General features: G+C 61.4%; 30 protein-coding genes and 1 pseudogene. 15 read left to right on the top strand and 16 right to left on the bottom strand.

The annotated features are described in order from the left end of the window. Positions 1-202 precede the first annotated feature (202 nt). Positions 203-799 (top strand): TetR/AcrR family transcriptional regulator, encoded by a 597-nt coding sequence (locus tag AAFP29_RS01850; protein ID WP_419215597.1) that lies wholly within the window; start codon positions 203-205, stop codon positions 797-799. Between the two features lie 21 nt (positions 800-820). Here AAFP29_RS01850 and AAFP29_RS01845 read toward each other — a convergent pair whose 3' ends face one another. The 7 genes and pseudogenes from AAFP29_RS01845 to AAFP29_RS01815 all read right to left on the bottom strand — a co-directional run bounded on the left by AAFP29_RS01845 (position 821) and on the right by AAFP29_RS01815 (position 5790). Further along, entirely contained in the window at positions 821-1663 is an 843-nt protein-coding gene (locus tag AAFP29_RS01845) for an acyl-CoA thioesterase (RefSeq protein WP_419215596.1), read from the bottom strand. Between the two features lie 11 nt (positions 1664-1674). Continuing rightward, entirely contained in the window at positions 1675-2112 is a 438-nt protein-coding gene (locus tag AAFP29_RS01840; protein ID WP_419215595.1) for a nitroreductase family deazaflavin-dependent oxidoreductase, read from the bottom strand. Further along, positions 2113-3045: an oxidoreductase gene (locus AAFP29_RS01835; RefSeq protein ID WP_419215594.1), complete on the bottom strand. Its 933-nt coding sequence runs from the start codon at positions 3043-3045 to the stop codon at positions 2113-2115. It lies immediately after the preceding gene. Between the two features lie 65 nt (positions 3046-3110). Next, entirely contained in the window at positions 3111-3485 is a 375-nt protein-coding gene (locus AAFP29_RS01830; RefSeq protein ID WP_419216320.1) for a nitroreductase family deazaflavin-dependent oxidoreductase, read from the bottom strand. Between the two features lie 81 nt (positions 3486-3566). Continuing rightward, on the bottom strand, positions 3567-4193 hold the full coding sequence (locus tag AAFP29_RS01825; RefSeq protein WP_419215593.1) for a LysE family translocator: 627 nt from the start codon (positions 4191-4193) through the stop codon (positions 3567-3569). Between the two features lie 40 nt (positions 4194-4233). Then, a pseudogene (locus AAFP29_RS01820) lies at positions 4234-5375 on the bottom strand (RNA polymerase sigma factor). Positions 5376-5382: 7 nt separating this feature from the next. Continuing rightward, on the bottom strand, positions 5383-5790 hold the full coding sequence (locus tag AAFP29_RS01815) for a YciI family protein (protein ID WP_419215592.1): 408 nt from the start codon (positions 5788-5790) through the stop codon (positions 5383-5385). Between the two features lie 120 nt (positions 5791-5910). Here AAFP29_RS01815 and AAFP29_RS01810 point away from each other — a divergent pair, with 120 nt between their 5' ends. Genes AAFP29_RS01810 through AAFP29_RS01795 form a run of 4 tightly spaced genes read left to right on the top strand, consistent with a single transcriptional unit; the run spans position 5911 to position 7622 of the window. Continuing rightward, positions 5911-6609, top strand: coding sequence for a hypothetical protein (locus AAFP29_RS01810; RefSeq protein WP_419215591.1), 699 nt, complete (start codon positions 5911-5913; stop codon positions 6607-6609). 44 nt (positions 6610-6653) lie between these two features. After that, positions 6654-7013, top strand: coding sequence for an AAA family ATPase (locus AAFP29_RS01805; RefSeq protein ID WP_419215590.1), 360 nt, complete (start codon positions 6654-6656; stop codon positions 7011-7013). Beyond that, entirely contained in the window at positions 6998-7210 is a 213-nt protein-coding gene (locus AAFP29_RS01800) for a hypothetical protein (protein ID WP_419215589.1), read from the top strand. Before AAFP29_RS01805 ends, AAFP29_RS01800 begins: the two co-directional genes overlap by 16 nt. 43 nt (positions 7211-7253) lie before the next feature. Next, positions 7254-7622 carry an NTP pyrophosphohydrolase gene (locus AAFP29_RS01795; protein WP_419215588.1) on the top strand — a complete coding sequence of 123 codons (369 nt, stop codon included), beginning with the start codon at positions 7254-7256 and terminating at the stop codon, positions 7620-7622. A 16-nt stretch (positions 7623-7638) separates the two neighbouring features. Here the strand turns inward: AAFP29_RS01795 and AAFP29_RS01790 are convergent, their stop codons facing one another. Both AAFP29_RS01790 and AAFP29_RS01785 read right to left on the bottom strand, forming a co-directional pair. Beyond that, complete coding sequence (locus tag AAFP29_RS01790; protein ID WP_419215587.1) at positions 7639-8475, bottom strand: TIGR03621 family F420-dependent LLM class oxidoreductase; 837 nt, start codon at positions 8473-8475, stop codon at positions 7639-7641. Between the two features lie 20 nt (positions 8476-8495). Next, on the bottom strand, positions 8496-9068 hold the full coding sequence (locus tag AAFP29_RS01785; protein WP_419215586.1) for a putative glycolipid-binding domain-containing protein: 573 nt from the start codon (positions 9066-9068) through the stop codon (positions 8496-8498). 86 nt (positions 9069-9154) lie between these two features. On the opposite strand from AAFP29_RS01785, the gene AAFP29_RS01780 reads away from it, so the two are divergent. Both AAFP29_RS01780 and AAFP29_RS01775 read left to right on the top strand, forming a co-directional pair. Further along, entirely contained in the window at positions 9155-10006 is an 852-nt protein-coding gene (locus tag AAFP29_RS01780) for a serine/threonine-protein kinase (RefSeq protein ID WP_419215585.1), read from the top strand. 121 nt (positions 10007-10127) lie between these two features. After that, positions 10128-11603 carry an amino acid permease gene (locus tag AAFP29_RS01775; RefSeq protein WP_419215584.1) on the top strand — a complete coding sequence of 492 codons (1476 nt, stop codon included), beginning with the start codon at positions 10128-10130 and terminating at the stop codon, positions 11601-11603. On the opposite strand, the gene AAFP29_RS01770 is transcribed toward AAFP29_RS01775, so the two are convergent. Continuing rightward, positions 11604-12206, bottom strand: coding sequence for a glyoxalase (locus tag AAFP29_RS01770; protein WP_419215583.1), 603 nt, complete (start codon positions 12204-12206; stop codon positions 11604-11606). A gap of 86 nt (positions 12207-12292) precedes the next feature. Here AAFP29_RS01770 and AAFP29_RS01765 point away from each other — a divergent pair, with 86 nt between their 5' ends. Further along, positions 12293-12592: a hypothetical protein gene (locus tag AAFP29_RS01765; RefSeq protein ID WP_419215582.1), complete on the top strand. Its 300-nt coding sequence runs from the start codon at positions 12293-12295 to the stop codon at positions 12590-12592. A 14-nt stretch (positions 12593-12606) separates the two neighbouring features. Here the strand turns inward: AAFP29_RS01765 and AAFP29_RS01760 are convergent, their stop codons facing one another. After that, positions 12607-14067: a catalase gene (locus AAFP29_RS01760; RefSeq protein WP_419215580.1), complete on the bottom strand. Its 1461-nt coding sequence runs from the start codon at positions 14065-14067 to the stop codon at positions 12607-12609. Between the two features lie 105 nt (positions 14068-14172). Here AAFP29_RS01760 and AAFP29_RS01755 point away from each other — a divergent pair, with 105 nt between their 5' ends. From AAFP29_RS01755 to AAFP29_RS01735, 5 genes are all read left to right on the top strand, one after another. After that, positions 14173-14574, top strand: a complete 402-nt coding sequence (locus AAFP29_RS01755; RefSeq protein WP_419215579.1) for a helix-turn-helix transcriptional regulator — start codon at positions 14173-14175, stop codon at positions 14572-14574. A gap of 54 nt (positions 14575-14628) precedes the next feature. Beyond that, positions 14629-15033, top strand: a complete 405-nt coding sequence (locus AAFP29_RS01750) for a VOC family protein (protein ID WP_419215578.1) — start codon at positions 14629-14631, stop codon at positions 15031-15033. Positions 15034-15171: 138 nt separating this feature from the next. Then, positions 15172-15903, top strand: coding sequence for a FadR/GntR family transcriptional regulator (locus AAFP29_RS01745; RefSeq protein ID WP_419215577.1), 732 nt, complete (start codon positions 15172-15174; stop codon positions 15901-15903). Next, a complete protein-coding gene (locus AAFP29_RS01740) occupies positions 15900-16568 on the top strand; it encodes a sterol desaturase family protein (protein WP_419215576.1) in 669 nt (222 codons plus the stop codon). The genes AAFP29_RS01745 and AAFP29_RS01740 overlap by 4 nt, the downstream gene beginning before the upstream one ends. 22 nt (positions 16569-16590) lie before the next feature. After that, positions 16591-17832 (top strand): uracil-xanthine permease family protein, encoded by a 1242-nt coding sequence (locus AAFP29_RS01735; protein ID WP_419215574.1) that lies wholly within the window; start codon positions 16591-16593, stop codon positions 17830-17832. 115 nt (positions 17833-17947) lie between these two features. On the opposite strand, the gene AAFP29_RS01730 is transcribed toward AAFP29_RS01735, so the two are convergent. After that, complete coding sequence (locus tag AAFP29_RS01730; RefSeq protein WP_419215573.1) at positions 17948-18505, bottom strand: TetR/AcrR family transcriptional regulator; 558 nt, start codon at positions 18503-18505, stop codon at positions 17948-17950. 141 nt (positions 18506-18646) lie between these two features. On the opposite strand from AAFP29_RS01730, the gene AAFP29_RS01725 reads away from it, so the two are divergent. After that, a complete protein-coding gene (locus tag AAFP29_RS01725) occupies positions 18647-19357 on the top strand; it encodes an SDR family NAD(P)-dependent oxidoreductase (RefSeq protein ID WP_419215572.1) in 711 nt (236 codons plus the stop codon). Between the two features lie 437 nt (positions 19358-19794). Here AAFP29_RS01725 and AAFP29_RS01720 read toward each other — a convergent pair whose 3' ends face one another. Further along, complete coding sequence (locus AAFP29_RS01720; protein ID WP_419215571.1) at positions 19795-21489, bottom strand: nitroreductase family deazaflavin-dependent oxidoreductase; 1695 nt, start codon at positions 21487-21489, stop codon at positions 19795-19797. A gap of 121 nt (positions 21490-21610) precedes the next feature. On the opposite strand from AAFP29_RS01720, the gene AAFP29_RS01715 reads away from it, so the two are divergent. Further along, entirely contained in the window at positions 21611-22174 is a 564-nt protein-coding gene (locus tag AAFP29_RS01715; RefSeq protein ID WP_419215570.1) for a TetR/AcrR family transcriptional regulator, read from the top strand. 14 nt (positions 22175-22188) lie between these two features. Here AAFP29_RS01715 and AAFP29_RS01710 read toward each other — a convergent pair whose 3' ends face one another. The 3 genes from AAFP29_RS01710 to AAFP29_RS01700 all read right to left on the bottom strand — a co-directional run bounded on the left by AAFP29_RS01710 (position 22189) and on the right by AAFP29_RS01700 (position 23834). Continuing rightward, complete coding sequence (locus tag AAFP29_RS01710; RefSeq protein ID WP_419215569.1) at positions 22189-22647, bottom strand: hypothetical protein; 459 nt, start codon at positions 22645-22647, stop codon at positions 22189-22191. Positions 22648-22767: 120 nt separating this feature from the next. Further along, entirely contained in the window at positions 22768-23244 is a 477-nt protein-coding gene (locus AAFP29_RS01705) for a hypothetical protein (protein WP_419215568.1), read from the bottom strand. Next, entirely contained in the window at positions 23241-23834 is a 594-nt protein-coding gene (locus tag AAFP29_RS01700; protein ID WP_419215567.1) for a TetR/AcrR family transcriptional regulator, read from the bottom strand. Before AAFP29_RS01700 ends, AAFP29_RS01705 begins: the two co-directional genes overlap by 4 nt. Between the last annotated feature and the right edge of the window lie 50 nt (positions 23835-23884).

Genomic DNA, 23884 nt, shown 5'->3' with positions numbered 1-23884 from the left:
ATCTCCGCGAGGGCGCCGAGTGCCGCACTAACGGAAGTGCTAATTCCGGAAGGCGCGCCATTAACTTCAAGAATGACCGCCCGTGACTCGCACTCGCCACAACCGCCAGCCGCATCTCCGGCGGCTAGCGCCCTAAGAAGTACGCGCGCCAGCAATGTTCTCGATGAGTACTTTGACGCCAATGAACGGTACCCTCCAAAGGGTGAGTAGTTCTGATTTGCGGCCCTATCACCACGGCAACCTGCGCGATGCCTTACTGGACAGCGCTGACCGAGTGCTCCGGGCGGAAGGTGTCGAGGGACTATCGCTGCGACAGGTCGCCCGGGACTGCGGGGTCAGCAGCGCTGCTCCCCGCCGCCACTTTCCTACCAAGCAGGCGCTCCTGGATGAACTGGCGGTCGGAGGATTTCGCCAGTTGGCGCGTTCGATGACCGATGTCGCTCAAAACGGAACCGTCGAGGAGCGCCTTCGCGCCATCGCGGCGGCCTACCTCGACTTCGCCGCGAACAATGGCGAACTTCTCGAGTTGATGTTCACCCGCAAACATGTCGACTCTCAGGACCCGCGCGTGGTGTCCGCGGCGGGCGACACGATGGCCGTGATTAGAAAAGTCATCCAAGAAGGTCAGCGTGACGGCAGTATCGCGCAGCGTGATCCCGATGAGCTTGTGCTGACCTTCTTCACTGTCACGCACGGACTCGTTTCCCTTGCGGCAACGGGTGTCTCGGAACCCGCCGCTGTCTCTGCCCAGATGTCGGCCGTGATCGACCTGATCTTTGAAGGCATCCGGCCCCGGTGAGGTAGCGGCAACGTTTCCCGCTCATTCGGCTCGGAAAGACACCAATTGGTGGCCGGTCACCAGCAAGGTCGAATCATCGGACCACAGGCGAAGAGTCTGATCGCAGAGGCCTGACCCGAAATGGTGTGCACGGGCAGTCGCCAGGACCGGCCGATCTGCTTGCTTCGCAACCTGTGTGCTCTCCGCGTGGAAATACACCGTCAGCGATATCGTGGCCGCTGGTACAAATCTCCCCAAACGCTGCATGACGCGAGGAACACATGCGTCACTCAATGCTGTCAAGGACAGATAATCCACTGCTCGCGGACGCTTGTCATTGATCCAGAATGTAGTGCCTGAATTCTCCTGCGGCCCTTGGGTAATGGAGAGGTCACCGCTAACAAACCGTGTTTCGTAACTGCCCATCCAACCAACAAGCTCCGAGAATTCAGCAGGCGCGATCGACTGTGCGCTCGGCACAACGGGTGGAGTAATTTCGGTAACAGTCCAACTTTGCCTCCGCGTGCCAAAAATCGCCGTAGCCGTCGTCGCGACCACTGCGTTCTGCCTAAGCGCAAGATTCCAATGCTGGGTGCTGCGATTCGTCCGAACCAGTTGCGCCGCAACGTCAAACGTTCCCGGGGTGATCGGGCCCGCGTAATTCACCGTCAATGTCAACGGCCCACCGAGGCAGCCAGGGTGCTGCATTACAGCGTTTAGCAGCGTTGCGGCGGTGATCCCACCGAACGGTCCGACGACGTTGCCGTAGGCCGGGGTCGTGCTCCCCAAATACGTGCCAGCCCCGGTATTCCGCAACTCGATCGCGGCGTCGAAACAATGCGGCGAACCTGGGCCTTCCGCAGGTTCATCGTAAGGCTCAGCCATCGGTCGCGGAATCAAGAATTGCCCGCCGACCGCGCGTGCCTGCTTGGAGTGAGAACAACCACCGGAATCGGTCGCGTCGTGGACTTCTCGTAGCCGCGGAAGCGTTGCTTGTTGGCGGCATTAACGATTTCCCAGAGCTCGGCGAAAGTCGGTTCGCCGGGGTAGACGAAAGAGGCGTCAACCTCCACGGTTCGGGTACCGACTTGAATCGAGGCATGCGGATGCGCGGCCAAGTTGTGAGACCAGCCCGGTGCCGTTGGTGCGCCGCCATTGGAGGCGACGACTAGATAATCGCCTCCGTTCCGGCCGTAGACAAGGGCCGAAACCCGTTGTTGTCCTGACCTGCGCCCAGTTGCGGTCAACAACAGCGTGGGGATGCCGAGCAAGCGATGGCCGAGTAGGCCGCGCGAGGCGACGTAGAGTTTCTGGTGCAGCGCAAGAACATTCACCTAGCCCTCCACAGTCTGTTGCGGAGAGACGGCGGCGCTGGCCTCAACGTTTGGAAAGTCAGTATCAGTCAACGATGCCGATAGGTCCCAGAGCCGGGCGGCGAGTACGGCATCGCGGGCAGCCGCGCTCATCGCGGCGGAATGCGGGTATCCGCGAAGGCCACCCCGCCCATTCGGCCCAATATAACTTCCACCGGAAAGTTCCTGACTGATCGCGAATAGTGCTGGCAGCGCACCCATCTGGGCACTCTGAGAGATGAATCGATTGCCTATTCCCATCAGAGCGCCGCCGAGTGCACTCCCTGAGTGACTCTGGAGATTGGTAGCAGCCCAACCAGGATGTGCGGCAACGGATCGGACCACCGATCCCGATTCGAGCAATCGCCGCTGCAGCTCATTCGAGAACAAGAGATTCGCAAGCTTCGACTGAGCGTAAGCGCCCGACCGGCTGTACTTGCGGCGGTTCCAAGTCAGGTCGTCGAGGTCGATACCACCACGCTGGTGCGCATTGGATGAGACGGTGACGACTCGGTCGGTGATGTACTCAAGCAGCAGATTCGTCAGAGCGAAATGCCCGAGATGATTGGTCCCGATCTGGCGCTCGAAACCATCGGCCGTCCGGCCTAGCGGAGTCATCATGACCCCGGCGTTATTAACCAGGACATCGATGGGTTCGTTCTGCTGTGCGGCGAAAGCACGCACGGACGACAAGTCCGCTAGATCCAATTCTCGTACGCGCACGACGCCACTCATCTTCGCAGCCGCCCGCGACCCCTTGTCCACGTCTCGGACCGCGAGAGTCACTGAGGCGCCAGCCCGCGCAAGTTCGGAGGCCACAACGAGCCCCAGACCGCTATTGCCCCCGGTCACCACAACTGAACGTCCAGTGAACTCGGGGAGGTCCGACTCGGACCATTGTTTGGAAGTATTCATACAAGCAATGTACCCACTGGGTACAATGTTTGCAATGGGAACATCGCGGTCTGTGGCGACGCCCCCTACCCGACGATATCGGCCACCAAAACACCCGCACGCTTGTTGACCCGACGAGTGGCCGCGGTCAGCGCGGGATCACCCTGCCCCTGCTCGACGTACCGAGGATTGGTGACACGCACCGTCTTGCCACCGAAGAGTTTGATCTCCGCCCCACCGGCGGCTACGACATTCTTGCTCCAGTTCGTCTTGCCGTGGATCAAGCCGATGGAGATGGAATCGCCCTTGCGGAAGGCGTTGACGGTGGCTTCGTATGCCACGCCGGACTTCCGCCCGTAGTGAGTCACGCGCGCGAAAGAAGGCAAGAATCGGGCGATCGGCGCCATCACCGGGTTGATGTACTTGATCTGAAACCGCTCTAGCTTCTCCGGAACGAGCATGGGTACGCCGGGCTGGTGGTTATGCGATGAACTCATCGTGTTCTGTTCCTTCCGTGAACAAACGTCAGCCCGCATACTGCCCTACTCCGTAGCCAACCGCACCCCAAAACCAACCAACGCCAGCCCCGCGACCCCATCGATCCGACGACGGATCCGCGGCGTCGCCATCCACGCGGAGATCTTGCCAGCCGCAACGACCAGCGCCGCGAAGTACGCGATCGTCAACAGCAAGTAGACCAGGCCGAGCCCAAAGGTGGTCAGCGCCACCGGATATCCTTCGGGAACAAAGCCGGGCAGCAGCGTGATGAACAGGATTCCGATCTTCGGGTTGAGCAGATCGGTAAGAAAACCGGCCGCGAATCCGCTCGACCAGCGCGATGCCGACGCCGACGCCGACTCCAGATCCGTTGCCGCCCGACGCACGGTCCGCAGCGACTGAAAGCCCATCCACACCAGGTAGCAACCGCCGACGACCTTCAGCACTTCAAAGCCAACCTCGCTGGCCTGTAGCAGCGCCGACAGCCCCAACACCGCCGCCACGATCCAGACCAGCAGCCCGCAGAGCACCCCGACCGACGTACGAATCCCGCCACTTCGACCACCATTGCTCAAGCCACGGATTACCACCAGCGAATCCGGTCCGGGCAGCAGGACCAACAGCACCGCCGCCACCATGAATGACGCAACCTCAACGAGCATGTCGGTCATCGTAAGACTCGACCGGCGATGTCACCAGTTCCCATGTCACTCAACCCAACTCATGCAGTCGCGCGGCCTGGCGCGTCAGATGCTCCCGCTCACGAAGATTCGTCGCCTTCTCTCCGCCGCCTCGACATACAACCGCGACGCCACCTCAAGAGCGCCAGCCCGTTCCTGTAGATAGGCTTCAACAGCGGTATACCTAGGCACCGTCGAATCCACCTCTCCCATCGCCGCCAGACCGGCCTGAGCACCGTCTGCCTCACCAACCGCAACGGCGCGATTGAGCCTCGCGACCGGACTATCGGTCAGCGCCAATAACTCGTCATACCACTCGACGATCTGCACCCAATCCGTCTCCGCAGCCGTGCGTGCGTCGGCATGCAACGCCGCGATAGCGGCTTGAGTTTGATACTCGCCCAACCGATCTCGCGCCAATGCCGCCTGCAGGAGTCCAACACCTTCGGCAATCGCATCGATATCCCATCGACTCCGATCCTGCTGCGCCAAGGGCACCAACGACCCGTCGTCGTCGACGCGCGCAGCTCGCCTCGCATGATGCAACAACATCAGTGCGAGCAGCCCGGCGACCTCCGGATGATCGATCAGCGAGGCGAGTTGGCGGGTCAGCCGCACCGCCTCCGACGCCAGGTCGACGTCGCCTGAGTATCCCTCGTTGAAGACCAGATAGAGCACCCGCAGCACAGTGTCGACGTCGCCCGGACGGCCGATCCCGTCACCCGCGACGGTGCGTTTCGCACGGCTGATCCGTTGCGCCATCGTCGTTTCCGGCACCAGATACGCCTGTGCGATCTGTCGCGTCGTCAGTCCGCCGACGGCACGCAGCGTCAGCGCGACTGCCGATGCCGACGTCAACGATGGGTGCGCGCACAAGAAATACAGGTGCAAGGTGTCGTCGGCGCCCGACGCCGCGTCGGGCGCCGGTTCGATGGCGATGACCTCCTCCCGACGACGCCGCGTGGATTCGGAACGGATCGCATCGAGGAACCGTCGCCAGGCGACCGCAACCAACCACGCTTTGGGGTCACGTGGTGGGTCGTCAGGCCACGACCGCAGCGCTTCGATCAGCGCCTCCTGGACGGCGTCCTCGGCCGCCGCGAAGTCAGCTCCGCGGCGGACGAGCACACCGATCACCTCTGGAATGAGATGGCGGACAAGGGATTCGTCCACGAGTGTGTCAGCCCTCGACGGTCGGCGCCGCGGTCATGAACGGCCGTAACTCCAACCATTCGTGGATCGGCTTCCCACCCGCGCCAGGTGCTGCGGACAGTTCGCCGGCCAATTCGATGGCACGGTCACGGGACTCGACGTCGATGATCATCCAGCCGGCGATCAAATCCTTGGTCTCGGCGAAGGGGCCATCGGTCACCGCCGCGCGCCCGTCACCGCCGTACTGAACCCACATCCCTTCGGGCATCAGTGCCTGCTCGCTGACGAACTCGCCGGTGGTAGCCAGTTTGTCGGCGAAATCCCGCATGTACTGGATATGGGCGGTGATCTCGTCGGACGTCCACTGGTCCATCGGCGCATCGTTCACAGATGCCGGGGCGCCACGGTAGTGCTTGAGCAATAGGTATTTCGCCATGATTTCCTCCTCGTCGCGGCACGGCCATTGTGTCCGTACTCAGACCTGGGTCGGAGCCGTCTGAAGTTTCTCGACATCTGCCCCTCGATTGCTGCTGCGACATGCGCTACTGTTCACATCATGATCTCGCAGGGGGAATTCAAATTGATTAACAATCGTGCTGCGCTGTCGCTCACTGCCGTGTTCGCGGCAGCCGCCTTGACCGCATGCGGTTCCGACGCACCTGCGTCCGACGCCGACTCACAACTCACCCTGACCGCCAACGATGGCGCGGTGATCACCATCCCGACTAGTGCACTAACCACCACAGCCACGCCATCGACCTCTACGACGACCGAAGAGCACGAACCGTCTGTCGTCTCGGTCGGTGCGTACCAGCAACTCGTCGGTACCGAGAATGGCGGTTACGAGGCCAGCGTCGTCGTGACCGAAGTCTGGCAGTCCTCGCCGACCGTCATCGAGGCCGACGTCGAAGTCGATGTGACGCGTGGCAGCCTTCCCGCGTCGCTTCGATGGTCGCTGCTCGACCGCAACAATGGAACACATGTCGGGCGCACCGACGACGGCGAGATTGTCGGACACTACGAAGAAACCATCACTTTCGCGGTCACCTCCAGCGTTCAAGGCCGTTCTATTCGCCTTGGTTCCGATGCCGGCCCGACACTGACCTGGTCAATACCCACGCCGAGCAATGGATTTCTTCCGCACACCAGGTATGCCACTCCGCACAGAACTACCACGACACGGACAACGACCCGCACCAAGACCACAACACGGACAAAGACCACAACCCGACGAACAACAACGCGGCACCGGTAGACATCGACATTTCTTGTCACCGACATCTGGTTTCCTAGAACATCGTGAACACCAGCCGAGACTCCGGACGCTTCGTCATGGGTATGCGAGTGGCCCGCGACGCTCCACGGGATCGATACCCGTTCGGCCTCCCCGCGGTCGCCCGGGTCGCACGTTCGGGTCTCGCATTTCCCGCTGGTGTCACCTTTCTGATCGGCGAGAATGGCAGCGGCAAATCGACCTTGATTGAGGCTCTTGCCGTCGCAGCCGGTTTGAACCCGGAAGGCGGCAGTCAGCACAACCGATTCGCCACGCGCTCAACGGAATCCGAGTTGGGAACGCATGTCGATCTCACCTGGGGCGCTCTTAAGCCACTCTATCGCCGCGCGGATGTCTGGCGGTTATGGCGATGCTTGCCGAATTGACCGACGACGGATGCCAATTCATCATTGCCACTCACTCTCCGATCCTGCTCGCACTCCCCGGCGCCACCATCCTGGAGATCTCCGAGGACGGCGAAATAGACGAAGTCTCCTACGACGACGCCTCACCGGTCCGTATCACTCGTGACTTTCTCGACGAGCCGAATCGGTACCTACGACACCTACTCACCTCGGACTGAAGCCCCGATGACACTTCAACCGGACCCCAGTTAGCCTGGCCAGATGCGACCTCTCCTGATCGTTGACGCGGCCAACGTCGTTGGGTCAAAGCCCGACGGCTGGTGGCGCGACCGGCGAGGTGCGGCAGAACGATTGCGCGACAGACTCATTGACGCTTCGGCCCGGGGAGCAGCCGGGCTGAACCCACCGATCGACGTCATTATGATCGTCGAAGGTAAGGCGAAAGGGGTCACCTCGACACCGACCGTCAGCGTCCTCGACGCACCCGGCTCCGGCGACGACGAGATCGTCCAAGTCGTCGCAGACAACGCGAATCGGAAAGTCCTCGTGGTTACCGCCGACCGTGAATTGCGACGACGAGTAGAAGAATTGGGTGCACAGACAACGGGTCCACGAAGCCTCGACCCATAGCCACAGACCAGCCCGGTTACCGCACGGCGGCGATAAGCCGTGCCAAGTCAGCGAATGTCTCGGGTCCCGGTGCGATCACGGTGAAGTAGGTGACTCCGAACTCCTCGCGCAATCGCGTGACTTTGGCGACGATCTCGTCGAAGCTGCCGCATAACGCATTCATCGAGTTGCGGAGTTCTTCGTCGGTCGCGCCGGGTCGCATCTGCCGCAGGCCAGCGAGATCCGGCTCGCGATCGGCGGCCAGTTCGAAAATGATCAAGTTCAATTCCAGCTGATCAAATCGGTCACCGGCGGCTGCGCGGACAAAGTCGATACGTTCGGCCAGGAACTCCTCGTCGGGCACCGCGGACAATGCCACGATGTCGGCCTGGTGCGCAGCGAGCGTCAATACCTTGTCGCCGACACCCGCGACCATGATCGGCGGCGGGGATTGCAGCGGCGCTGGCGAGTACGCCTCATCCGACAACGTCGTGCGCAGGTACTCGACCGTCTCAACTAGACGGGCCACCCGCTTACCTGCCGACGGGAACGGCAGTCCCGCAGCGGCAAATTCGTCGGCGACATAGCCTGCGCCCAAACCGATTTCGAGCCTGCCGCCGGTGAGAGTATCGGTGGTCGCACAGTCACGCGCCAGTAGCGCGTGATTGTAGAAACCAGCATTGAGCACGAAATGTCCCAGTCGCATCCGACTAGAGACCTGCCCGGCCGCGGCCAGCGCCGGGAACGGTGCGATCAGCCTCAGGTGATCAGGAACCATGAGGACATCGACGCCCGCGTCATCAGCGGTACGGACCTGCTCGAAGAAATCTCCCTGAATACCGAGCAGATTGACGCCGAACCGAAACTGCCGCATGGGCTGTGCCTCCTACGAATTCAATGGATCCTGGTCGCCAACCCAGGATAGTCGACGACGAGTCCGGTCTGGTCGTAGCGCAATCTCGCGGCAAAATCGAATGATGGTGCCGCATAGTCGTATACGGCACCATCGGCGTCGCTGCCACCGAAGGTATAGGTCTGGTCGAGAACGCCAACGGTCGGACTGATCGCCGAAACATAGACCGCGGGTGTGCGATGAATACCGGGTGCAGCTGAAATCCGATGTACCGGAAAGGTATTGGTCACAACAGATGCTTCAAGATCAATATCGACACAGCCACTCAGGTCTGGCCGGGCGGCACCGTCGACTGTCCACTCACCGTCGCCGTCGGACCATACGGTCAGCGTCCACGACTCGTCCCTCAACGTCGTATTGATATCCGCGGACCTGGTCGACCAACGTTCATCCACGACGATGTCGTAAGACACCGAGAAGGTGATGCCAGCTTCGACGGCGATCGTTTGACCCCACAGATGCGTCGACCTATCGACGCCGGGCTCGAAGTGTGCGACTTCAAAGCCGTCCCGTGAACCCACGTGCCGCCACGCGGCCGTTCGCGGCAGCCCCATTCGTGTCACGCCTCCATCCGGCCAGAATTCGCTATCTGGACCCAACTGTATCGGCACCCTCGCTCAACTCACCCTAGTCTGGTCAGATGCTCCATCGCGGGGATTGCGTATCCGGCTACACCGTCACCGACTATCTCGGCAGTGGTGGCAGTTCCGACGTCTTCCGAGTCCTCGACACAGCCGGTCAAGTCGGCGCACTCAAGATCCTGCGCGCCGACGTCGCTCGACGTCCAGTCATCCGCGAACGTTTCGACAATGAATATCGGCTGGCATCGCTCCTTACCCATCCGCATATCGTCGCCACCTACGATCACGGCGAGACTCCCGACGGGCGCCTGTGGATGCTGATGCAGTATGTCGACGGAAACTCCGCTGCCACAATGATTCCCGCCCGTAGGTCGGAGCCGGATCTCGCAACTACCACCGAAGTCGCCCGCCAGATCGCCGATGCCCTCGACTACGCACACTCGCGCCTGGTCCTGCACCGGGACGTCAAACCTACCAACATTCTGGTGGCCGCCGGCAAGTCGCGACCCTGGGCAGGCCTGGCCGACTTCGGCATCGCTCAACTACTGGACGACCCACCACCGGCCACCACCGGCTGGGTACGCGGCTCATTGAGCTACGCGGCACCGGAACTGCTTCAAGATCAACGACTTTCGCCAGCAACCGACGAATACGCGTTGGCGTGCACGCTATTCGAGTTACTCACCGGCGCTCCGCCGCATCTGGGCGCTACCCCGTTCGCGATCATCCACGCGCATATTCACAACCCACCCCCGCGGCTCGATCGTCGCCGCGTCTGGCTCCCATCCGCGCTCAACGCGGTATTCGCGAAGGCATTGGCGAAAAACCCCCAGCGGCGTTACCCAAGCTGCACCGAATTCGTGCGCGTCGTCGCCGCGGTGCTTCGCGGGATCGAGCCACCGACTCAGTGAATTTCCGTCAGGTTACCAATCTTTCAACTTAGTAACGCGCCGGATCGCGCCTCGTCACATCATCTCAACACGTCTCGCGTTTGCTCGGAGGACTGTGTTTCGTTGAGATCGAGGACTTTATATGACAGTCGAATACGACAATTCCGCCCTTGCGCATGAGGATGAGGGATACCACAAGAGCCTCAAACCTCGCCAGATCCAGATGATCGCCATCGGCGGCGCGATCGGCACCGGCCTGTTCATGGGAGCCGGCAGTCGACTACACGACGCCGGGCCAGGCCTATTCATCGTCTACGCGGTCTGTGGACTCTTCGTCTTCTTCATTCTCCGAGCTCTCGGCGAGTTGGTCTTGCATCGTCCTTCGTCGGGGTCGTTCGTCTCCTATGCCCGTGAATTCTTCGGCGAGAAAACAGCTTTCGTCACCGGGTGGCTCTACTTTTTCAACTGGGCTGCCACCGCTATCGTCGATGTGACGGCCGTCGCGCTATATGTGCACTACTGGGGCATGTTCGAGTCGATTCCGCAATGGACGATCGCCCTCATCGCGCTGGTGATCGTGATGACAATGAACATCATCTCGGTGAAACTCTTCGGCGAGATGGAATTCTGGGCATCGATCATCAAGGTCGTGGCGTTGATGACCTTCCTCATCGTCGGCATCATCTTCCTCGCTGGCCGTTTCAAGGTCGAAGGACAACCGACGGGCATATCGGTGATCACCGACAATGGCGGAATCCTGCCCGAAGGCGCGATGTCGTTGATCATCGTGGCCTCAGGGGTCATATTCGCCTATGCCGCAGTGGAATTGGTTGGCATCGCAGCGGGCGAGACCGCGGAGCCGGCCAAAGTCATGCCGCGAGCCATCAATTCAGTGATTGTGCGAATCGCATTGTTCTACGTCGGATCGCTGATCCTGCTCGCACTCCTGCTGCCCTATACCCAGTACAAGGACGGCGAGAGTCCGTTCGTCACATTCTTCTCCAAGATCGGCGTTCCGGCGGCTGGCGGAATCATGAATCTGGTGGTTCTGACCGCAGCGATGTCGAGCCTGAACGCCGGCCTGTACTCCACCGGACGAATCCTACGATCGATGGCGATGAATGGCAGCGGCCCGGCGTTCACCGCGAAGATGAACCGAAATGGCGTGCCGTTCGGCGGTATTGCCCTGACTGGAGCGCTGACGCTGCTCGGCGTAATACTCAACCTGTTCGTACCGAAGGACGCGTTCAACATCGCGCTTGATCTCTCCGCGCTAGGCATCATCGCTACGTGGGCAATGATTCTGGCCTGTCAGATTCAGTTGCACCGTTGGGCCGCAAAGGGAATAGTGACACGGCCGTCGTTCAGACAGCCGTGGTCGCCGTGGACAAGTTACGCATCGCTGGTCTTCCTATTCGCCGTCATAGTGCTCATGTGTTACGAGAGCAAGTGGAATCTGATCGCGATCATCGCGCTCGTGCCCATTCTCATCGGCGGCTGGTATGCCGTCCGGTCCAAGGTCACCGCGATAGCCCAGGAGCGACTGGGGTACACCGGAGAGTATCCCGTTGTGCCGCAACCACCTTTCCCGGAGGGACCCGGTGACCACAAGGAATGATCATGCCCATACGTTCCCATCGGGATCGGTGAAATCTCCCGCGTCGGAGTTGATTACCAATCGGCGGGGCCCGCTCCCCTCGGCGGGCACGCCAGCGTTCTTGGCCGCGGCCTTGCGCGGATTGAGGGCCAGTCTTATACGGCTATCGCCGCCGTCGAACTCAACGTATTTGCGGCCGAAGGATTTTGCCACGGTCATACCTTTGTCGACATAGAACTGTTTACTCTCGGCGACGTCGTCGGCACCGATCAGCACAACGAGATCATCGACCACCCGTAGGGGCGCACCGGTTGGCTTCTTCGACGACGAGGCGATGGTCCATACTGTGCCGTCCGGCGCCTGAAGAGAGGCGCCATAACCCCAGAGTGACTTCTTAGCCGGCTTGATCTCGGTGGCGCCCGCCGCGATCGCGGGTTCGAATAGCGAGTCGACCACCGCCGGGTCTGCCACGACAAGCGAGAGGACGACTCCGCGGAAACCGTTGGTCGGAGCATCGGACTGCGCGAACCGCAGCAGGCCGTCGAGCCCAAAAGCTTTCTCGTAGAACCTCTTAGCAGCGTCGACGTCGGAAACTTCAAGGGTAAGAGCATTGATTGTTGTCATACGAATGACGATAGTCGGCGGGCTCGTCAGGCTGCTTCTCGAAAACTGCTCGATCGAATCGCCCCCGGCCGGGCACAATCTGACAGATGAGCAACGATGAAATCACCCTGTGCTGCATGCTGTGGGCGTACCCCGGCCACGAAGCGGCACTCACCGAATACGAAGACACCGTTCTCGCGCTGCTGCCGGAGTTCGGCGGGCGGGTATATCAGCGGGTGATCGGCTCCGGCGAGCATGACCATCCACACGAGGTCCAAATCCTCGGCTGCCCAACGCAAGCCGCTTTGGACACGTACCTCACCGATCCCCGACGGATGGCACTGGCATCCGTCCGGGATGCGACGATCGCACGCACCGAGCTATTCCCGGTGCGCCTTCATCGGTAGGCCATCGGCACCGCCTACGTGCCCTTCTTGGCGATCACACCTTCCTTGATCCGGGCTCCGACAGTGGCGTCGATGTTGCTCCAATACTCATAGGCGCGCTGCAACACTGGATCGGTAACTCCATCGAGTAGGTGGCCAACCACGTTGTCTACCAACCGATCTCGTGCGGCATCGTCGAGTACATCCCGCACCAGCGTGCCCGGCTGACTCCAATCGTCATCCTCGGCGTGATCGACATACGCGCTCCGTACGATGTCGCCGTCAGCAGCCCATTGCGGTTCGCGTTGACCCGGATAGGACGCCGCCGGACCACCCTTCGAGTTAGGTGCATATACCGGATCGCTCACCGGAGTTATTCGCATCGCGCCGTCCTTGGAGTAACTGTGCACCGGGTTTCGAGGGGCGTTCACCGGGATCTGTTTGTAGTTCACCCCGAGGCGCGCACGATGCGCGTCGGAGTAGGAGAACACGCGGCCCAGCAGCATCCGGTCCGGGCTGAAGCCGATCCCCGGCACCACATTGCTCGGCTCGAACGCCGCCTGCTCGATCTGCGCGTGATTGTCGGTTGGGTTGGTATGCAACGTCATTCGGCCAACCTCGTGCAGCGGGTAATCGGCATGCGGCCACACTTTGGTGAGGTCGAACGGGTTGTACCGATAGTCTGCGGCCTCGTCGTATGGCATCAGCTGAACCTTGAGAGTCCAGCTGGGATGATCGCCCGACGCTATCGAATCAAATAGATCACGGGTGTGATAATCACCGTCGGCGCCGGCCATTTCGTCGGCATCGGCCTGAGTGAAGAAGTCGATGCCCTGGTCGGTGACGAAGTGGTACTTCACCCAGTGCTTCACGCCGTCGGCGTTGACCCACAGATATGTGTGCGAGCTGTACCCGTTCATATTCCGCCAGGTCTTTGGGATCCCGCGGTCACCCATCAGCCAGGTGACCTGGTGCGCCGACTCCGGCGACAGCGTCCAGAAGTCCCACTGCATGTCGTGATCACGAAGGTTGTTGTCCGCGCGACGTTTCTGGGAGCGAATGAAGTGCTGGAACTTGAGCGGATCCTTAATGAAGAAGACCGGCGTGTTGTTGCCGACCATGTCGTAGATGCCGTCGTCGGTGTAGAACTTGAGCGCGAACCCACGCGGGTCACGCCAGGTATCCGGGCTACCGCGCTCACCGGCGACCGTCGAGAACCGCGCCATCATTTCGGTTTTGGCACCTGGTGCGAATAGTGAGGCGCACGTGTAACTCGAGACGTCCGCGGTGGTCTCGAAAGTGCCAAACGCGCCGCTGCCCTTGGCATGTGGTTGACGCTCGGGGATGCGTTCGCGGTTGAACTGCGCCATCTGTTCGATCAGGTAGTGATCGTGCAGAACAATGGGGCCACCCGCGCCGACGGTGAGTGAATGCTCGTCACTACCGGCCGGAGCACCAGAATCGGTTGTGGTGTAGAAGTCGCTTTCCTTTGACATTTCGCCCTCCCAGGAGGTGATCTGCGGTGAGTTGTTCGACTAGTCGGACTCCAGGGCTGATTGGAGACCTGGTTTCGAGGGTAGCCCTCATGCGAAGATGAGCCCATGCCCCCCGATCTTGACGAATTACGTCGCCTGCGTCGTGCCCGCGACCGGATGGATCGGGACTACAGTCAGCCTCTCGACGTCCCAGCGCTGGCCCGCGATGCCCTGATGTCACCGGCCCATTTTTCCCGCCGGTTCCGAGCGGCCTACTCCGAGACGCCATACTCGTACCTGATGACCCGGCGCATCGAGCGCGCAAAGACGTTGCTGCGCAACACAGATCAGAGTGTCACCGAGGTGTGCTTTGCGGTCGGATGTACTAGCCTCGGATCATTCTCTACGAGATTCACCGAACTCGTCGGCGAAACCCCATCGGCCTATCGATCCCGCAGCCACGATGAGCTGCGGACGTTGTCGGCGTGCCATGTGATGTCGCTGACCCGCCCGCGCAAGACGAATTGAAGTTGAGCAGTTTTCGAGAAGTATTCGCGGCAGCGCGAAACTAGAGTCAGTGGCATGACCGTTTCACTGAGCCAATCACATATCCTCGTCGACGATCCGGATGCAGCCCTCGGTTTCTATCGAGATGCGTTGGGACTCAACGTCGTAAACGAAGTCGACAATGGCGGCTTCCGATACATCACCCTGACTGCCGCCGGCCATCCCGAGTTGGGTGTGGTGCTCATGCAGCCACACGCGGGCCGCTCGCAGGAAAACGGTGACGCCGTAGCGCAACTACTCGCCAAGGGTGAGTTGCCGTCCGTGCACTTCCGCTCGGAGAACCTCGACGAGACCTTCGAGAAGGTCGCCGCGACTCCGGGTGCCGAGGTCCTTCAAGAGCCGACCGATCAGTTCTGGGGCGTTCGCGACGCCGCCGTTCGCGATCCCGCGGGCAATATGATCCGCATCGAGCAGGCCTGATCTAGTTCGCAAACCCCACTCGCCCGGACGTTCCCGACCCACTTTTCGGGTGGGGTTTGTCCGGGCGAGTGGGGTTTGCGAGACGATGACTGGTCTGACCACTTGACAACCGGACCTCCGATCAGCAATCTATAGCGCATGACCTTTCAGCCCGTCGTTCGACGCTCTGTCCCCGAGGACGTCTACGACCAAATCGTTGAACGCGTTGTCGGTGGCGAGCTGCCCGCGGGCGAAGCACTTCCAAGCGAGCGAGACTTAGCCACGGCGCTCGGCGTCTCCCGGCCTGCTGTCCGCGAAGCCCTCAAACGTCTCGACGCAGTCGGCCTCATCCGGGTAAAACAGGGCGGCACCACAACGGTTCGCGATATACGACGCGACGGTGGACTCGACCTTCTGCCAATGCTGTTGGTACACAACGGCGAACTCGACGTGACAGTGGCCCGGTCGATCGTCGAAGCTCGCGCTCAGATCGCGCCGATCGTCGCGGAGCTGGCAGCACAGCGGGCCGACGACGAGACGGTCGGTATCCTTCGGCAACTCGCCGAAGCTGTTGCCGCTGAGTCTGATCCACTTGAGCTCCAGCGGATCGCCTTGCACTTTTGGGACGTCGTCGTCGACGGCGCCCAGTCCATCGCCTACCGGCTGATGTTCAACACGATGCGCGCCGCATACGAGCCAGCCCTTCCCGCGCTCTCGTTCGCGATGGCCGGTGAGGTGGGGAAGATCGAGGGCTATTTCGCACTTATCGATGCCATCGCCGCGCGTGACGGTGCGCGCGCTCGCCAAGCAGCCGACACACTCCTATCCCCAAGCACCACCGCCCTGTTCAGTGCGCTCGACGCTTTAGACACCACCGGGATCGACTCATGACCACCACTCGCCCCGCCCGTAGTAATCGGCGAAATATCACTCTGCGCAACGCTTTTGCCGAGTTCGTCAAACATCCGACACCCTGGATGATCGCGACTTTCGTCGTCGGGTCGCTGATCGCCCGAATCGTCGTTGGCGGATGGTCGTGGGTTGACGCCGCTGTGCCCGCCGGCCTGCTTGCGATCTCGCCACTGGTCGAGTGGTTGATTCACGTTGGCATCCTGCACTGGCGGCCCCGGCGAATCGGCAAGCTGACCATCGATTCGCTTCTCGCACGCGAACATCGAGCCCACCACCACAATCCACGCGACATTCCGTTGATCTTCATTCCGTGGCCGGTACTTGTCTGGCTGCTGCCGTTACTCACTGCCATCGGGCTATTCGCGTTCGGCCGCGTCGGCCTGGGATTGACGTTCCTGTTCACGGTCACTGCATTCCTGCTCATGTACGAGTGGACTCATTACCTGATCCACACCGATTACAAGCCGCGGTCCCGGCTATACCGAGCCACCTGGCGCAACCACCGATTCCACCATTACAAAAACGAGCACTACTGGTTCACCGTGACCACCACCGGCACCGCCGACCGGGTTCTACATACCTACCCCGACCCCGATCGCGTCGAAAAGTCGCCAACCGCAAAGGACTTGCACGCGAAGGTGTGACACACCAGATATTCTGCGGGGCATGCTGACCTGGAATCCAGTCCCCGCCGACGCGGCCGTCGTCGCCCCAGACGAACGGCTGTCGTGGCCACGCACACTTGGCATCGGCGCCCAGCACGTGGTGGCGATGTTCGGCGCGACCTTTTTGGTGCCAGTACTCACCGGCTTCCCTCCGTCGACAACGCTGCTGTTCTCCGGTGTCGGCACCATCGCATTCCTGATCATCACCGGCAACAAGGTGCCGAGCTATCTTGGCTCAAGTTTTGCTGTTATCGCACCCGTGACAGCCGCGGTCGGATCACACGGAACCGGAAGCGCGCTAGGCGGTTTGGTGGTCCTGGGTGCGGTGCTGGTCGTTATCGGCGGCGTTGTGCATGTGATCGGCACTCACTGGCTCGACGCCGTATTGCCGCCGGTGGTGACCGGTGCGATCGTGGCCCTCATCGGTTTCAACCTGGCCCCGGCGGCGAAAACCAACTTCGAGAAAGGGCCTGTCGTCGGACTGGTCACGTTGGTCCTGATGGTTGCGGTGCTTGCGTTCTTTCGCGGTTTGATCGGTCGGTTGGCCATCTTCCTGGCGGTTGTCATCGGCTATCTTCTGGCACTAGCGATGGGCGATGTGGACACTGCCGCCATCACTTCGGCATCGTGGATCGGCTTGCCCGACTTCGAAACTCCTACATTTCATCTTTCGGTCCTACCGCTGTTCCTGCCTGCCGTCATCGCACTCGTCGCCGAGAACATCGGCCACGTGAAATCCGTGGCGCAGATGACCGACCGCGATCTCGATCCGGTTACCGGACGCGCGCTGATGGCCGACGGTGTAGCCACCGTGTTCGCCGGAGCCGGCGGCGGATCAGCGACAACAACCTACGCCGAGAATATCGGCGTAATGGCGGCGACGCGCGTCTACTCAACTGCGGCCTATTGGGTCGCGGCAGCCGTCGCGGTCGCATTGTCGTTATGCCCCAAGGTCGGAGCCGTAATCTCCGCCATTCCACCTGGCGTCCTGGGCGGTGCCACCGTCGTGCTGTACGGACTGGTCGGCATCCTGGGTGTGCGAATCTGGCTGACCAATCACGTCGACTTCTCGAAGCCGATCAACCAGATGACTGCGGCGATCCCGCTGATCATCGGAATCGCCGACTTCACTTGGCAGATAGGCGATCTCACCTTCACTGGAATCTCCCTCGGCGCTATCGCTGCGCTGGCGGTCTACCACGGGATGCGTGCGCTAACGCTGGCGCGGGGAGCGGTTGGATAGACTATTCCGATTCTGTTGATTTGCAAGATAATTGGGATTTGGTCGAACACATCAACTGCTAGACCCGAACGTCGGCGGTGACAGATCAGCTGGCTCCACTGCACTCACCTTAGTTTCACCGAATAGCCGCGCCTAAGTCGTTTCCGAGCCCTTCGAGGGCAAGCATTAGCAGGCGCTCCCAGTTTGGAAGGTTGAGGGTGTCGGCTGCTGCGATGATCCCGAAGTGGAGCGCCCCTAAGTCTTCGACCGTGACGTCGGCGCGGAGTGTGCCCTGTGCGTGCGCCCGTTGAACCAGCTCAGTAAAGCCCAGCACTGTCGCAGTTTTTGCCTCGGCGATTGGTGAGCCTGGCTCGAATGCCAGTGTGCACACTTGGCGAAACCCGAGATCGGCGACCTGCAGTCGCCCCAACTCGATCAAATACCACACCAATCCATCCCACGCGGAGGTCGATCGACGCGCTTTCGCCAGCAGGGCATTACCCTCGTCGATCCGGGGGATGAAGGTCTCTGCGATCAGGCCGTTCCGGTCGCCGAAGCGGTTGTAGATCGTGCCGACGCTGACTCCGGCGGCACGGGCAATCTGCTCCAGTCCTGCATGTACTCCTTGACTGGCGAAGACGGTCAGCGCCGCTTCGGTGATTGCGTGCCGGTTGCGCCTTGCGTCGCTGCGCACTACTGGCTCACCTCCAGGATCGACGCCGGAAGTGCAATTAACTCGATTGGCACAGGGTGGAGTTTATCCGTATCTAAGTTGACGGTTGCCTCAACTTAGGATAAGTTGAGGCAACCGTCAATTTACAAGAGGGGAACGCGCGTGCCATCCATCGCGATCTTCGGGGCTGGCCCCGCAACCGGACTGTCCGCAGCCCACCGCTTCGGCGCGGAGGGATTTGAACTGCACCTTTACGCACGCAACCCGCAACGCCTTGAAGAACTGGGCCGCGACCTGACAGGAACCGGCTACCGCACTCACACGACGCGGCTCGACCTCACCGACATCGAAGGGGTTCGCGCCGCAGCCGATGATTTGCTATCCAAATACGGCGTGCCCGACGTGGTTCTTTACAGCCCTGGCGACACCAGCCGACTACCGACTGGGGTACTGACCCTAGATGCGGCAACGGTGACAAGCTGGTCGGCGCTAAACCTGCTCTCACCAGTTGAGTTGGGAAATGCATTCGTCCCGGCAATGAGGCAGCGCGGGTCAGGCACCTTCGTAGTCACACAGGGGCCGGCGGCAACCGCCGTCCACCCGGACCTGGCGAGCACCGCCATCGCGCAGGCGGCCACACTCCACTATCTCCGCAGTCTGCATAGCGCGGTGCGAGCAAACGGAGTTCACATAGCCGCGTTGCAGATCTCAGGTTTAATCGACAGAAGTGACGCGGCGAGACTATTCGGCGGTGGAACATTCGACGGAATCGAGTTCGGAGAACTGCACTACAGCGACCCAGACCGGATCGCGCAGGAAATTTGGGACCTCAGCCACCGCGATGTGCGAGAGGATGCACTCGTCGTCATCTGAGCTGCTGAAGCCATGCGAATTATATTGGGCAACAATGATATTCGATGACAAATTACCTGTCGGCAACAGCCCCGACGCCGACTGACCGTTTTGACGTCATCTCACCGGGTCTCGATACACGCGCGTCTCGCTAGCGCTCGGCGAGCGCACTCGACCAACGGGTAATGGCTGGTCGAGTGCCGAGGAGCGTTAGCGACGAGGCGTATCCAGACTCCGCAACGACCCCGCTGGTCGAGTGCCGAGGCGCGTTAGCGACGAGGCGTATCCAGACCCCGCGACCACCCCGCTGGTCGAGTGCCGAGGGGCGTTAGCGACGAGGTGTATCCAGACCCCGCGACCACCCCGCTGGTCGAGTGCCGAGGAGCGTTAGCGACGACGTGTATCGAGACCCCGCGACCCGACATGCCACCCCCCACTCGACCAACCACTAGCGCGACCTACGTGAAGGTGATTCGCACCGACACCGGATCACTTTGCAGCGCACGGAAAGTCGACGCCGTTAGCGCCGAGAACACTCGATTCGTGCCGAAGGTTCTGGCCCGAGCCACCACATCATCCTCGGGGACAAACTTCGCAGTGCCGTCGTACCAGGTATCGCCGCGCCTGATCCGAACCCGTGGGTCGGCCGCGATATTGATCGCCCATCCCGACCGCGGCCCGTGTTGCGAAATCACCCAAGCGCCGGTGCCGTCGAATGACGCGGCGACCGGAACCACTCGTGCCAGACCGGATTTGCGTCCGGTCGTCTCAAGTTCGGTCGCAAGGTCGGTCCGGATTCCGAGTTTGGCCAAACCCTTAACCGTCGGATTGGCGACGTAGCGTCCGACGATCCGTTCGAAGCGGAACTTGCGCACCGCTTTGGCGTTTGGCGCAGTGGCATACGAACCGCGGCCAGATCGGAAGGCGTCCAACCCATTTCGCTTCAAGATCGTTACTCCGGTTCGCCACGCCTTACGCTGTGGGTCGGGGTCCGCGCCGGCACCCATCCGATGCAGCTGATCGGTATGCCACTGAAGATCCAGCAGACCGTCGAGCATCTTCACCTGCGGCACCCTGGTAGCAAGCGCGGATGACCCACCAAGCCGCACGTCACCCGCACTGATCCGTGGCGTCCCGGAAATGATGCGTCCAGCCGTTTCCGGATCAACGGCGGCCGGTCGGCCCAGCCCGATTACGTCGCAATCGCCGGCCGCCAACGCGTCGACCATCGCCACGCGACTGCGGAATCCGCCGGTCACGGCCAACGGAATGTCGCTGGCTGCTTGTCGCGCCGACCTCGCGTAGTCGAGGAAATAGGCCTCGCGGGCCTTGGTGCTCGCCGACCGTTCATCCGACCGGCCCATCATTGCCGGACTCTCGTAACTGCCGCCGCTGATCTCGAACAAGTCGATGCCCTCGACCGACAAGCGTTCAATCACCTGGCGCGACTCGTCCTCGGTAAACCCGCCGCGCTGAAAGTCCGCCGAATTCAGCTTGATTCCCACCGCGAACGACGGCCGGACCGCGGCCCTGATGCGACGCACCACCTCGGTGACGAATCGCATGCGGCCGTCCAAGTCGCCACCCCACCGGTCGGTGCGAGTGTTGGCGAGCGGCGAAAGGAATTGCGACACAAGGTAACCGTGGGCGCCGTGGATCTGCACACCGTCGAAACCCGCCGCCTCGGTGACAATCGCGGCCTGTGCGAAGCGTTCGATGATCTCATCGATCTCGTGATCGGCCAGTTCTCGCGGTTGCGGCAGTCCCGGCACCGCCAACCCGATCGCCGACGGCGCCACCGGACGTTCGCGGGTCACCAACGGATTGGCTTGTCGGCCAGGATGATTGAGTTGCGCCCAAATGCGGCCACCACCGTCTTGAGCGGTCTTTGCCCAGCGAGTCAGCTCGTCGAGATGCCGGTCGTCTTCCACGGCGACGTTGCCCGGCTCACCGAGGTGTCGCCGGTCGACCATCACATTGCCGGTCACGATGAGGCCGAATCCGCCTTGCCCCCACCGTTCGTAGAGACGTTCGATCCGGACGTCGGGTGCGTTTTCGGGGGTACCGAGACCTTCGCTCAGCGCGGCCTTCATGAGGCGGTTGGGCAGGACCTGCCCGCACGCGAGCGTCAGCTGGTCGTTCAATGCGGCCATCGTCGAACTCCTTCGCGGTCCGCCTCACGACTAGACCGATCGGTGTAGTGCATTTGGTCGAACCGTAGTACACCGATCGGTATAGTGGCAACATCATCATTCAACTCGAGGAGGTCCGCGCATGTCAGCACGTGAATCGCTCATCACCGGCGCCATCGACCTGACTCGCGAACGCGGCGTAGCCGGAACCGGGATCGCACAGTTGTTGGAGCGCAGCGGCGTGTCGCGCCGAGCGCTCTACCTGAATTTTCCCGGCGGCAAGAACGAACTCATGACCGCAGCCGCGCATGCCGCCGGAGCCGCGATCAGCGAAGCCGTCGCCTTCGTCACGCAGACTTCTCGGCCGGCCGACGCCGTTCGCGGCTTCGTCACGTGGTGGAAGCAGAGCCTCGCGGCCGGGGACCTGCAACTCGGCTGCCCATTGGTCGCGACGGTGTTGGGCCGGGCCGACGCTCCCGGTGCTGCTGCCGCTGCCGGCGCGGAGATCGAATCGTGGATCACCACGATCCGGGAACGATTGATTGCCAACGGCACCGACCCCTCGGCCGCCGCCAGCCTCGCGACCACAATCGTGGCTACGGTTGAGGGCGCCGTATTACTCTCTCTCGCAAAGGGATCCACGGATCCGATGGATGACGTGGAGAAGCATCTGATCGAACTCGCGGAGATGCATGTCCCCGGCTGAGGCCGGGAAGAACGTCAGAGCGCGCAGGGCGCGATCAGCAAGTCACCGACACCAATGTCGACTGGAAGGTCGACGACGACCGGCTCGCGTCCCGCGAGACTAAAGACGCCGACCTTAGCCGTCGACACACGGTGGATCATGCGCACCTCATGCCAGTCGGCAGCCACCCGACCGGGCTCGGCGTCGAGAATGAGCTCGGACCTCGCATAAGACGGCATCGACTCATCGACGCAGCCCACGGCGAGCACACGCACGATCACTACGCCACGTGCATCATGATCGCCGGCCCACGGAAATACTTCTCCAGCGTCGAACACGCACGGCGTACCACGTTGCCCCGCAACCGAACTGGCCGACTGACCGTCGATCACGATGTCAGACACCGTCGCGCGCGTCCCTGCCGGCCACCGTTTGAGGTCGATCGGATCAGGAATACTTGCGCGCAATGTCGGCAAGATGGTGGTTAGCGTCATCGAACAGACCTCCGGGTTTTCGGTGGCCGGGATTCGGCCTACGTCCGGTCTAACCGGAGAGTCTGCGCCACCGTCACTTCTTTACGTCGTTCATACGTATTGGGAGACGATCCGAACGCGTCATATACGCGGCTCTCGATAGAGCCGTGTGATCGGACGTCCGACAACCGCGATCATGCCGATCAGGAATACAACCAAAACTGTTGGGAAGTACCACATCTGGTCGCGAACCCACATCCCGGCGATGTTGATCATCGCGAATAGCAGTAAGACCAGTGCACCCATTCCGACCAGCATCGACGCCATCAACGCGTCGAATCGGCCCCGATGTTCTGCGCCAAGCCAATAGTCGCGATGCGGCGTGTTGATGATTCGACTCGGCAACCGCTTCGCGTTGAGACCGAGGGCTAGGAATATCGATGCGAGGACAGCGCCGATCGCACTCATCGCCAAAAAGCTTCCGCGCGAACCCCATTCATCGACACCGCCCGATCCGTAGTGCATCGGCAGCACCTCCGGACCGCCGACAGCGACCACGAGCCAGGTCACGAGATAGACAATCGCGGCAGCCGCGAATGTGAATACAGCTCCCCTCACGCGCATACTCCCGCAATGACGGCATCGACGGTGCGCCGGGCCAATTCCATCACCTCATCTCGATCATGCGACCGTAGTGGACCCCGCAGCGCAATCTCGGCAAAGCCGTGAACCGCTGACCAACAGAGCCATTGAGTACCAGCGCGTCGATCCGCCGGCAGGTCACCGTCGGCGACCATCCGGTCCAACGCGTATATCAGTGCGAGATAGGCAGGCGAATTCTCGATGGTTGCCGGATCATCGTCAAGTGCCGCGAAGAAGGCGACCGCGAACCAGCCGGGCTCGCTGAGCGCGAATTCGATATAGCCCAAGCCAACGGAACGAAGCAGTTCGGTGCCCCGCGCATGCTCCGACAGTGCGTTGGATTCGACCATTCGTGTTGCCATCGCCGCTTCGATTTCGCGCGACACCGCCGACAACACGGCATCGCGACTCGCGAAGTGTCGATAGGCGGCATTGGGTGAGACGCCAACCCGGCGCGCGATCTCCCTGAGCGACAACGCATCCGGCCCACCGGTTTTCGTCAGCTCCAGTCCGGCAGCCACCATCGCCGCGGGCAGATCACCGTGGTGATAGCGAGCCTCCGACACCTATTGACCCTCTCCGATGCGCGTGTGTACGCTGTGAACATTACCATGTG

This window comes from Gordonia sp. CPCC 205333, assembly GCF_048537885.1.
Lineage (GTDB): Bacteria > Actinomycetota > Actinomycetes > Mycobacteriales > Mycobacteriaceae > Gordonia.
The sequence above is the reverse complement of the archived record's forward strand: the minus strand, read 5'-3'. Positions and strand labels throughout refer to the sequence as shown.

What these genes read in the sequence shown, in the direction of transcription:
- AAFP29_RS01845 (WP_419215596.1), bottom strand. Translation starts at nt 1,663, where the DNA reads ATGGCTGAGCCTTACGATGAACCTGCGGAAGGCCCAGGTTCGCCGCAT.
- AAFP29_RS01835 (WP_419215594.1), bottom strand. Translation starts at nt 3,045, where the DNA reads ATGAATACTTCCAAACAATGGTCCGAGTCGGACCTCCCCGAGTTCACT.
- AAFP29_RS01830 (WP_419216320.1), bottom strand. Translation starts at nt 3,485, where the DNA reads ATGCTCGTTCCGGAGAAGCTAGAGCGGTTTCAGATCAAGTACATCAAC.
- AAFP29_RS01825 (WP_419215593.1), bottom strand. Translation starts at nt 4,193, where the DNA reads ATGACCGACATGCTCGTTGAGGTTGCGTCATTCATGGTGGCGGCGGTG.
- AAFP29_RS01815 (WP_419215592.1), bottom strand. Translation starts at nt 5,790, where the DNA reads ATGGCGAAATACCTATTGCTCAAGCACTACCGTGGCGCCCCGGCATCT.
- AAFP29_RS01810 (WP_419215591.1), top strand. Translation starts at nt 5,911, where the DNA reads ATGATCTCGCAGGGGGAATTCAAATTGATTAACAATCGTGCTGCGCTG.
- AAFP29_RS01800 (WP_419215589.1), top strand. Translation starts at nt 6,998, where the DNA reads ATGCTTGCCGAATTGACCGACGACGGATGCCAATTCATCATTGCCACT.
- AAFP29_RS01795 (WP_419215588.1), top strand. Translation starts at nt 7,254, where the DNA reads ATGCGACCTCTCCTGATCGTTGACGCGGCCAACGTCGTTGGGTCAAAG.
- AAFP29_RS01790 (WP_419215587.1), bottom strand. Translation starts at nt 8,475, where the DNA reads ATGCGGCAGTTTCGGTTCGGCGTCAATCTGCTCGGTATTCAGGGAGAT.
- AAFP29_RS01785 (WP_419215586.1), bottom strand. Translation starts at nt 9,068, where the DNA reads ATGGGGCTGCCGCGAACGGCCGCGTGGCGGCACGTGGGTTCACGGGAC.
- AAFP29_RS01780 (WP_419215585.1), top strand. Translation starts at nt 9,155, where the DNA reads ATGCTCCATCGCGGGGATTGCGTATCCGGCTACACCGTCACCGACTAT.
- AAFP29_RS01775 (WP_419215584.1), top strand. Translation starts at nt 10,128, where the DNA reads ATGACAGTCGAATACGACAATTCCGCCCTTGCGCATGAGGATGAGGGA.
- AAFP29_RS01770 (WP_419215583.1), bottom strand. Translation starts at nt 12,206, where the DNA reads ATGACAACAATCAATGCTCTTACCCTTGAAGTTTCCGACGTCGACGCT.
- AAFP29_RS01765 (WP_419215582.1), top strand. Translation starts at nt 12,293, where the DNA reads ATGAGCAACGATGAAATCACCCTGTGCTGCATGCTGTGGGCGTACCCC.
- AAFP29_RS01760 (WP_419215580.1), bottom strand. Translation starts at nt 14,067, where the DNA reads ATGTCAAAGGAAAGCGACTTCTACACCACAACCGATTCTGGTGCTCCG.
- AAFP29_RS01755 (WP_419215579.1), top strand. Translation starts at nt 14,173, where the DNA reads ATGCCCCCCGATCTTGACGAATTACGTCGCCTGCGTCGTGCCCGCGAC.
- AAFP29_RS01750 (WP_419215578.1), top strand. Translation starts at nt 14,629, where the DNA reads ATGACCGTTTCACTGAGCCAATCACATATCCTCGTCGACGATCCGGAT.
- AAFP29_RS01745 (WP_419215577.1), top strand. Translation starts at nt 15,172, where the DNA reads ATGACCTTTCAGCCCGTCGTTCGACGCTCTGTCCCCGAGGACGTCTAC.
- AAFP29_RS01740 (WP_419215576.1), top strand. Translation starts at nt 15,900, where the DNA reads ATGACCACCACTCGCCCCGCCCGTAGTAATCGGCGAAATATCACTCTG.
- AAFP29_RS01735 (WP_419215574.1), top strand. Translation starts at nt 16,591, where the DNA reads ATGCTGACCTGGAATCCAGTCCCCGCCGACGCGGCCGTCGTCGCCCCA.
- AAFP29_RS01720 (WP_419215571.1), bottom strand. Translation starts at nt 21,489, where the DNA reads ATGGCCGCATTGAACGACCAGCTGACGCTCGCGTGCGGGCAGGTCCTG.
- AAFP29_RS01715 (WP_419215570.1), top strand. Translation starts at nt 21,611, where the DNA reads ATGTCAGCACGTGAATCGCTCATCACCGGCGCCATCGACCTGACTCGC.
- AAFP29_RS01710 (WP_419215569.1), bottom strand. Translation starts at nt 22,647, where the DNA reads ATGACGCTAACCACCATCTTGCCGACATTGCGCGCAAGTATTCCTGAT.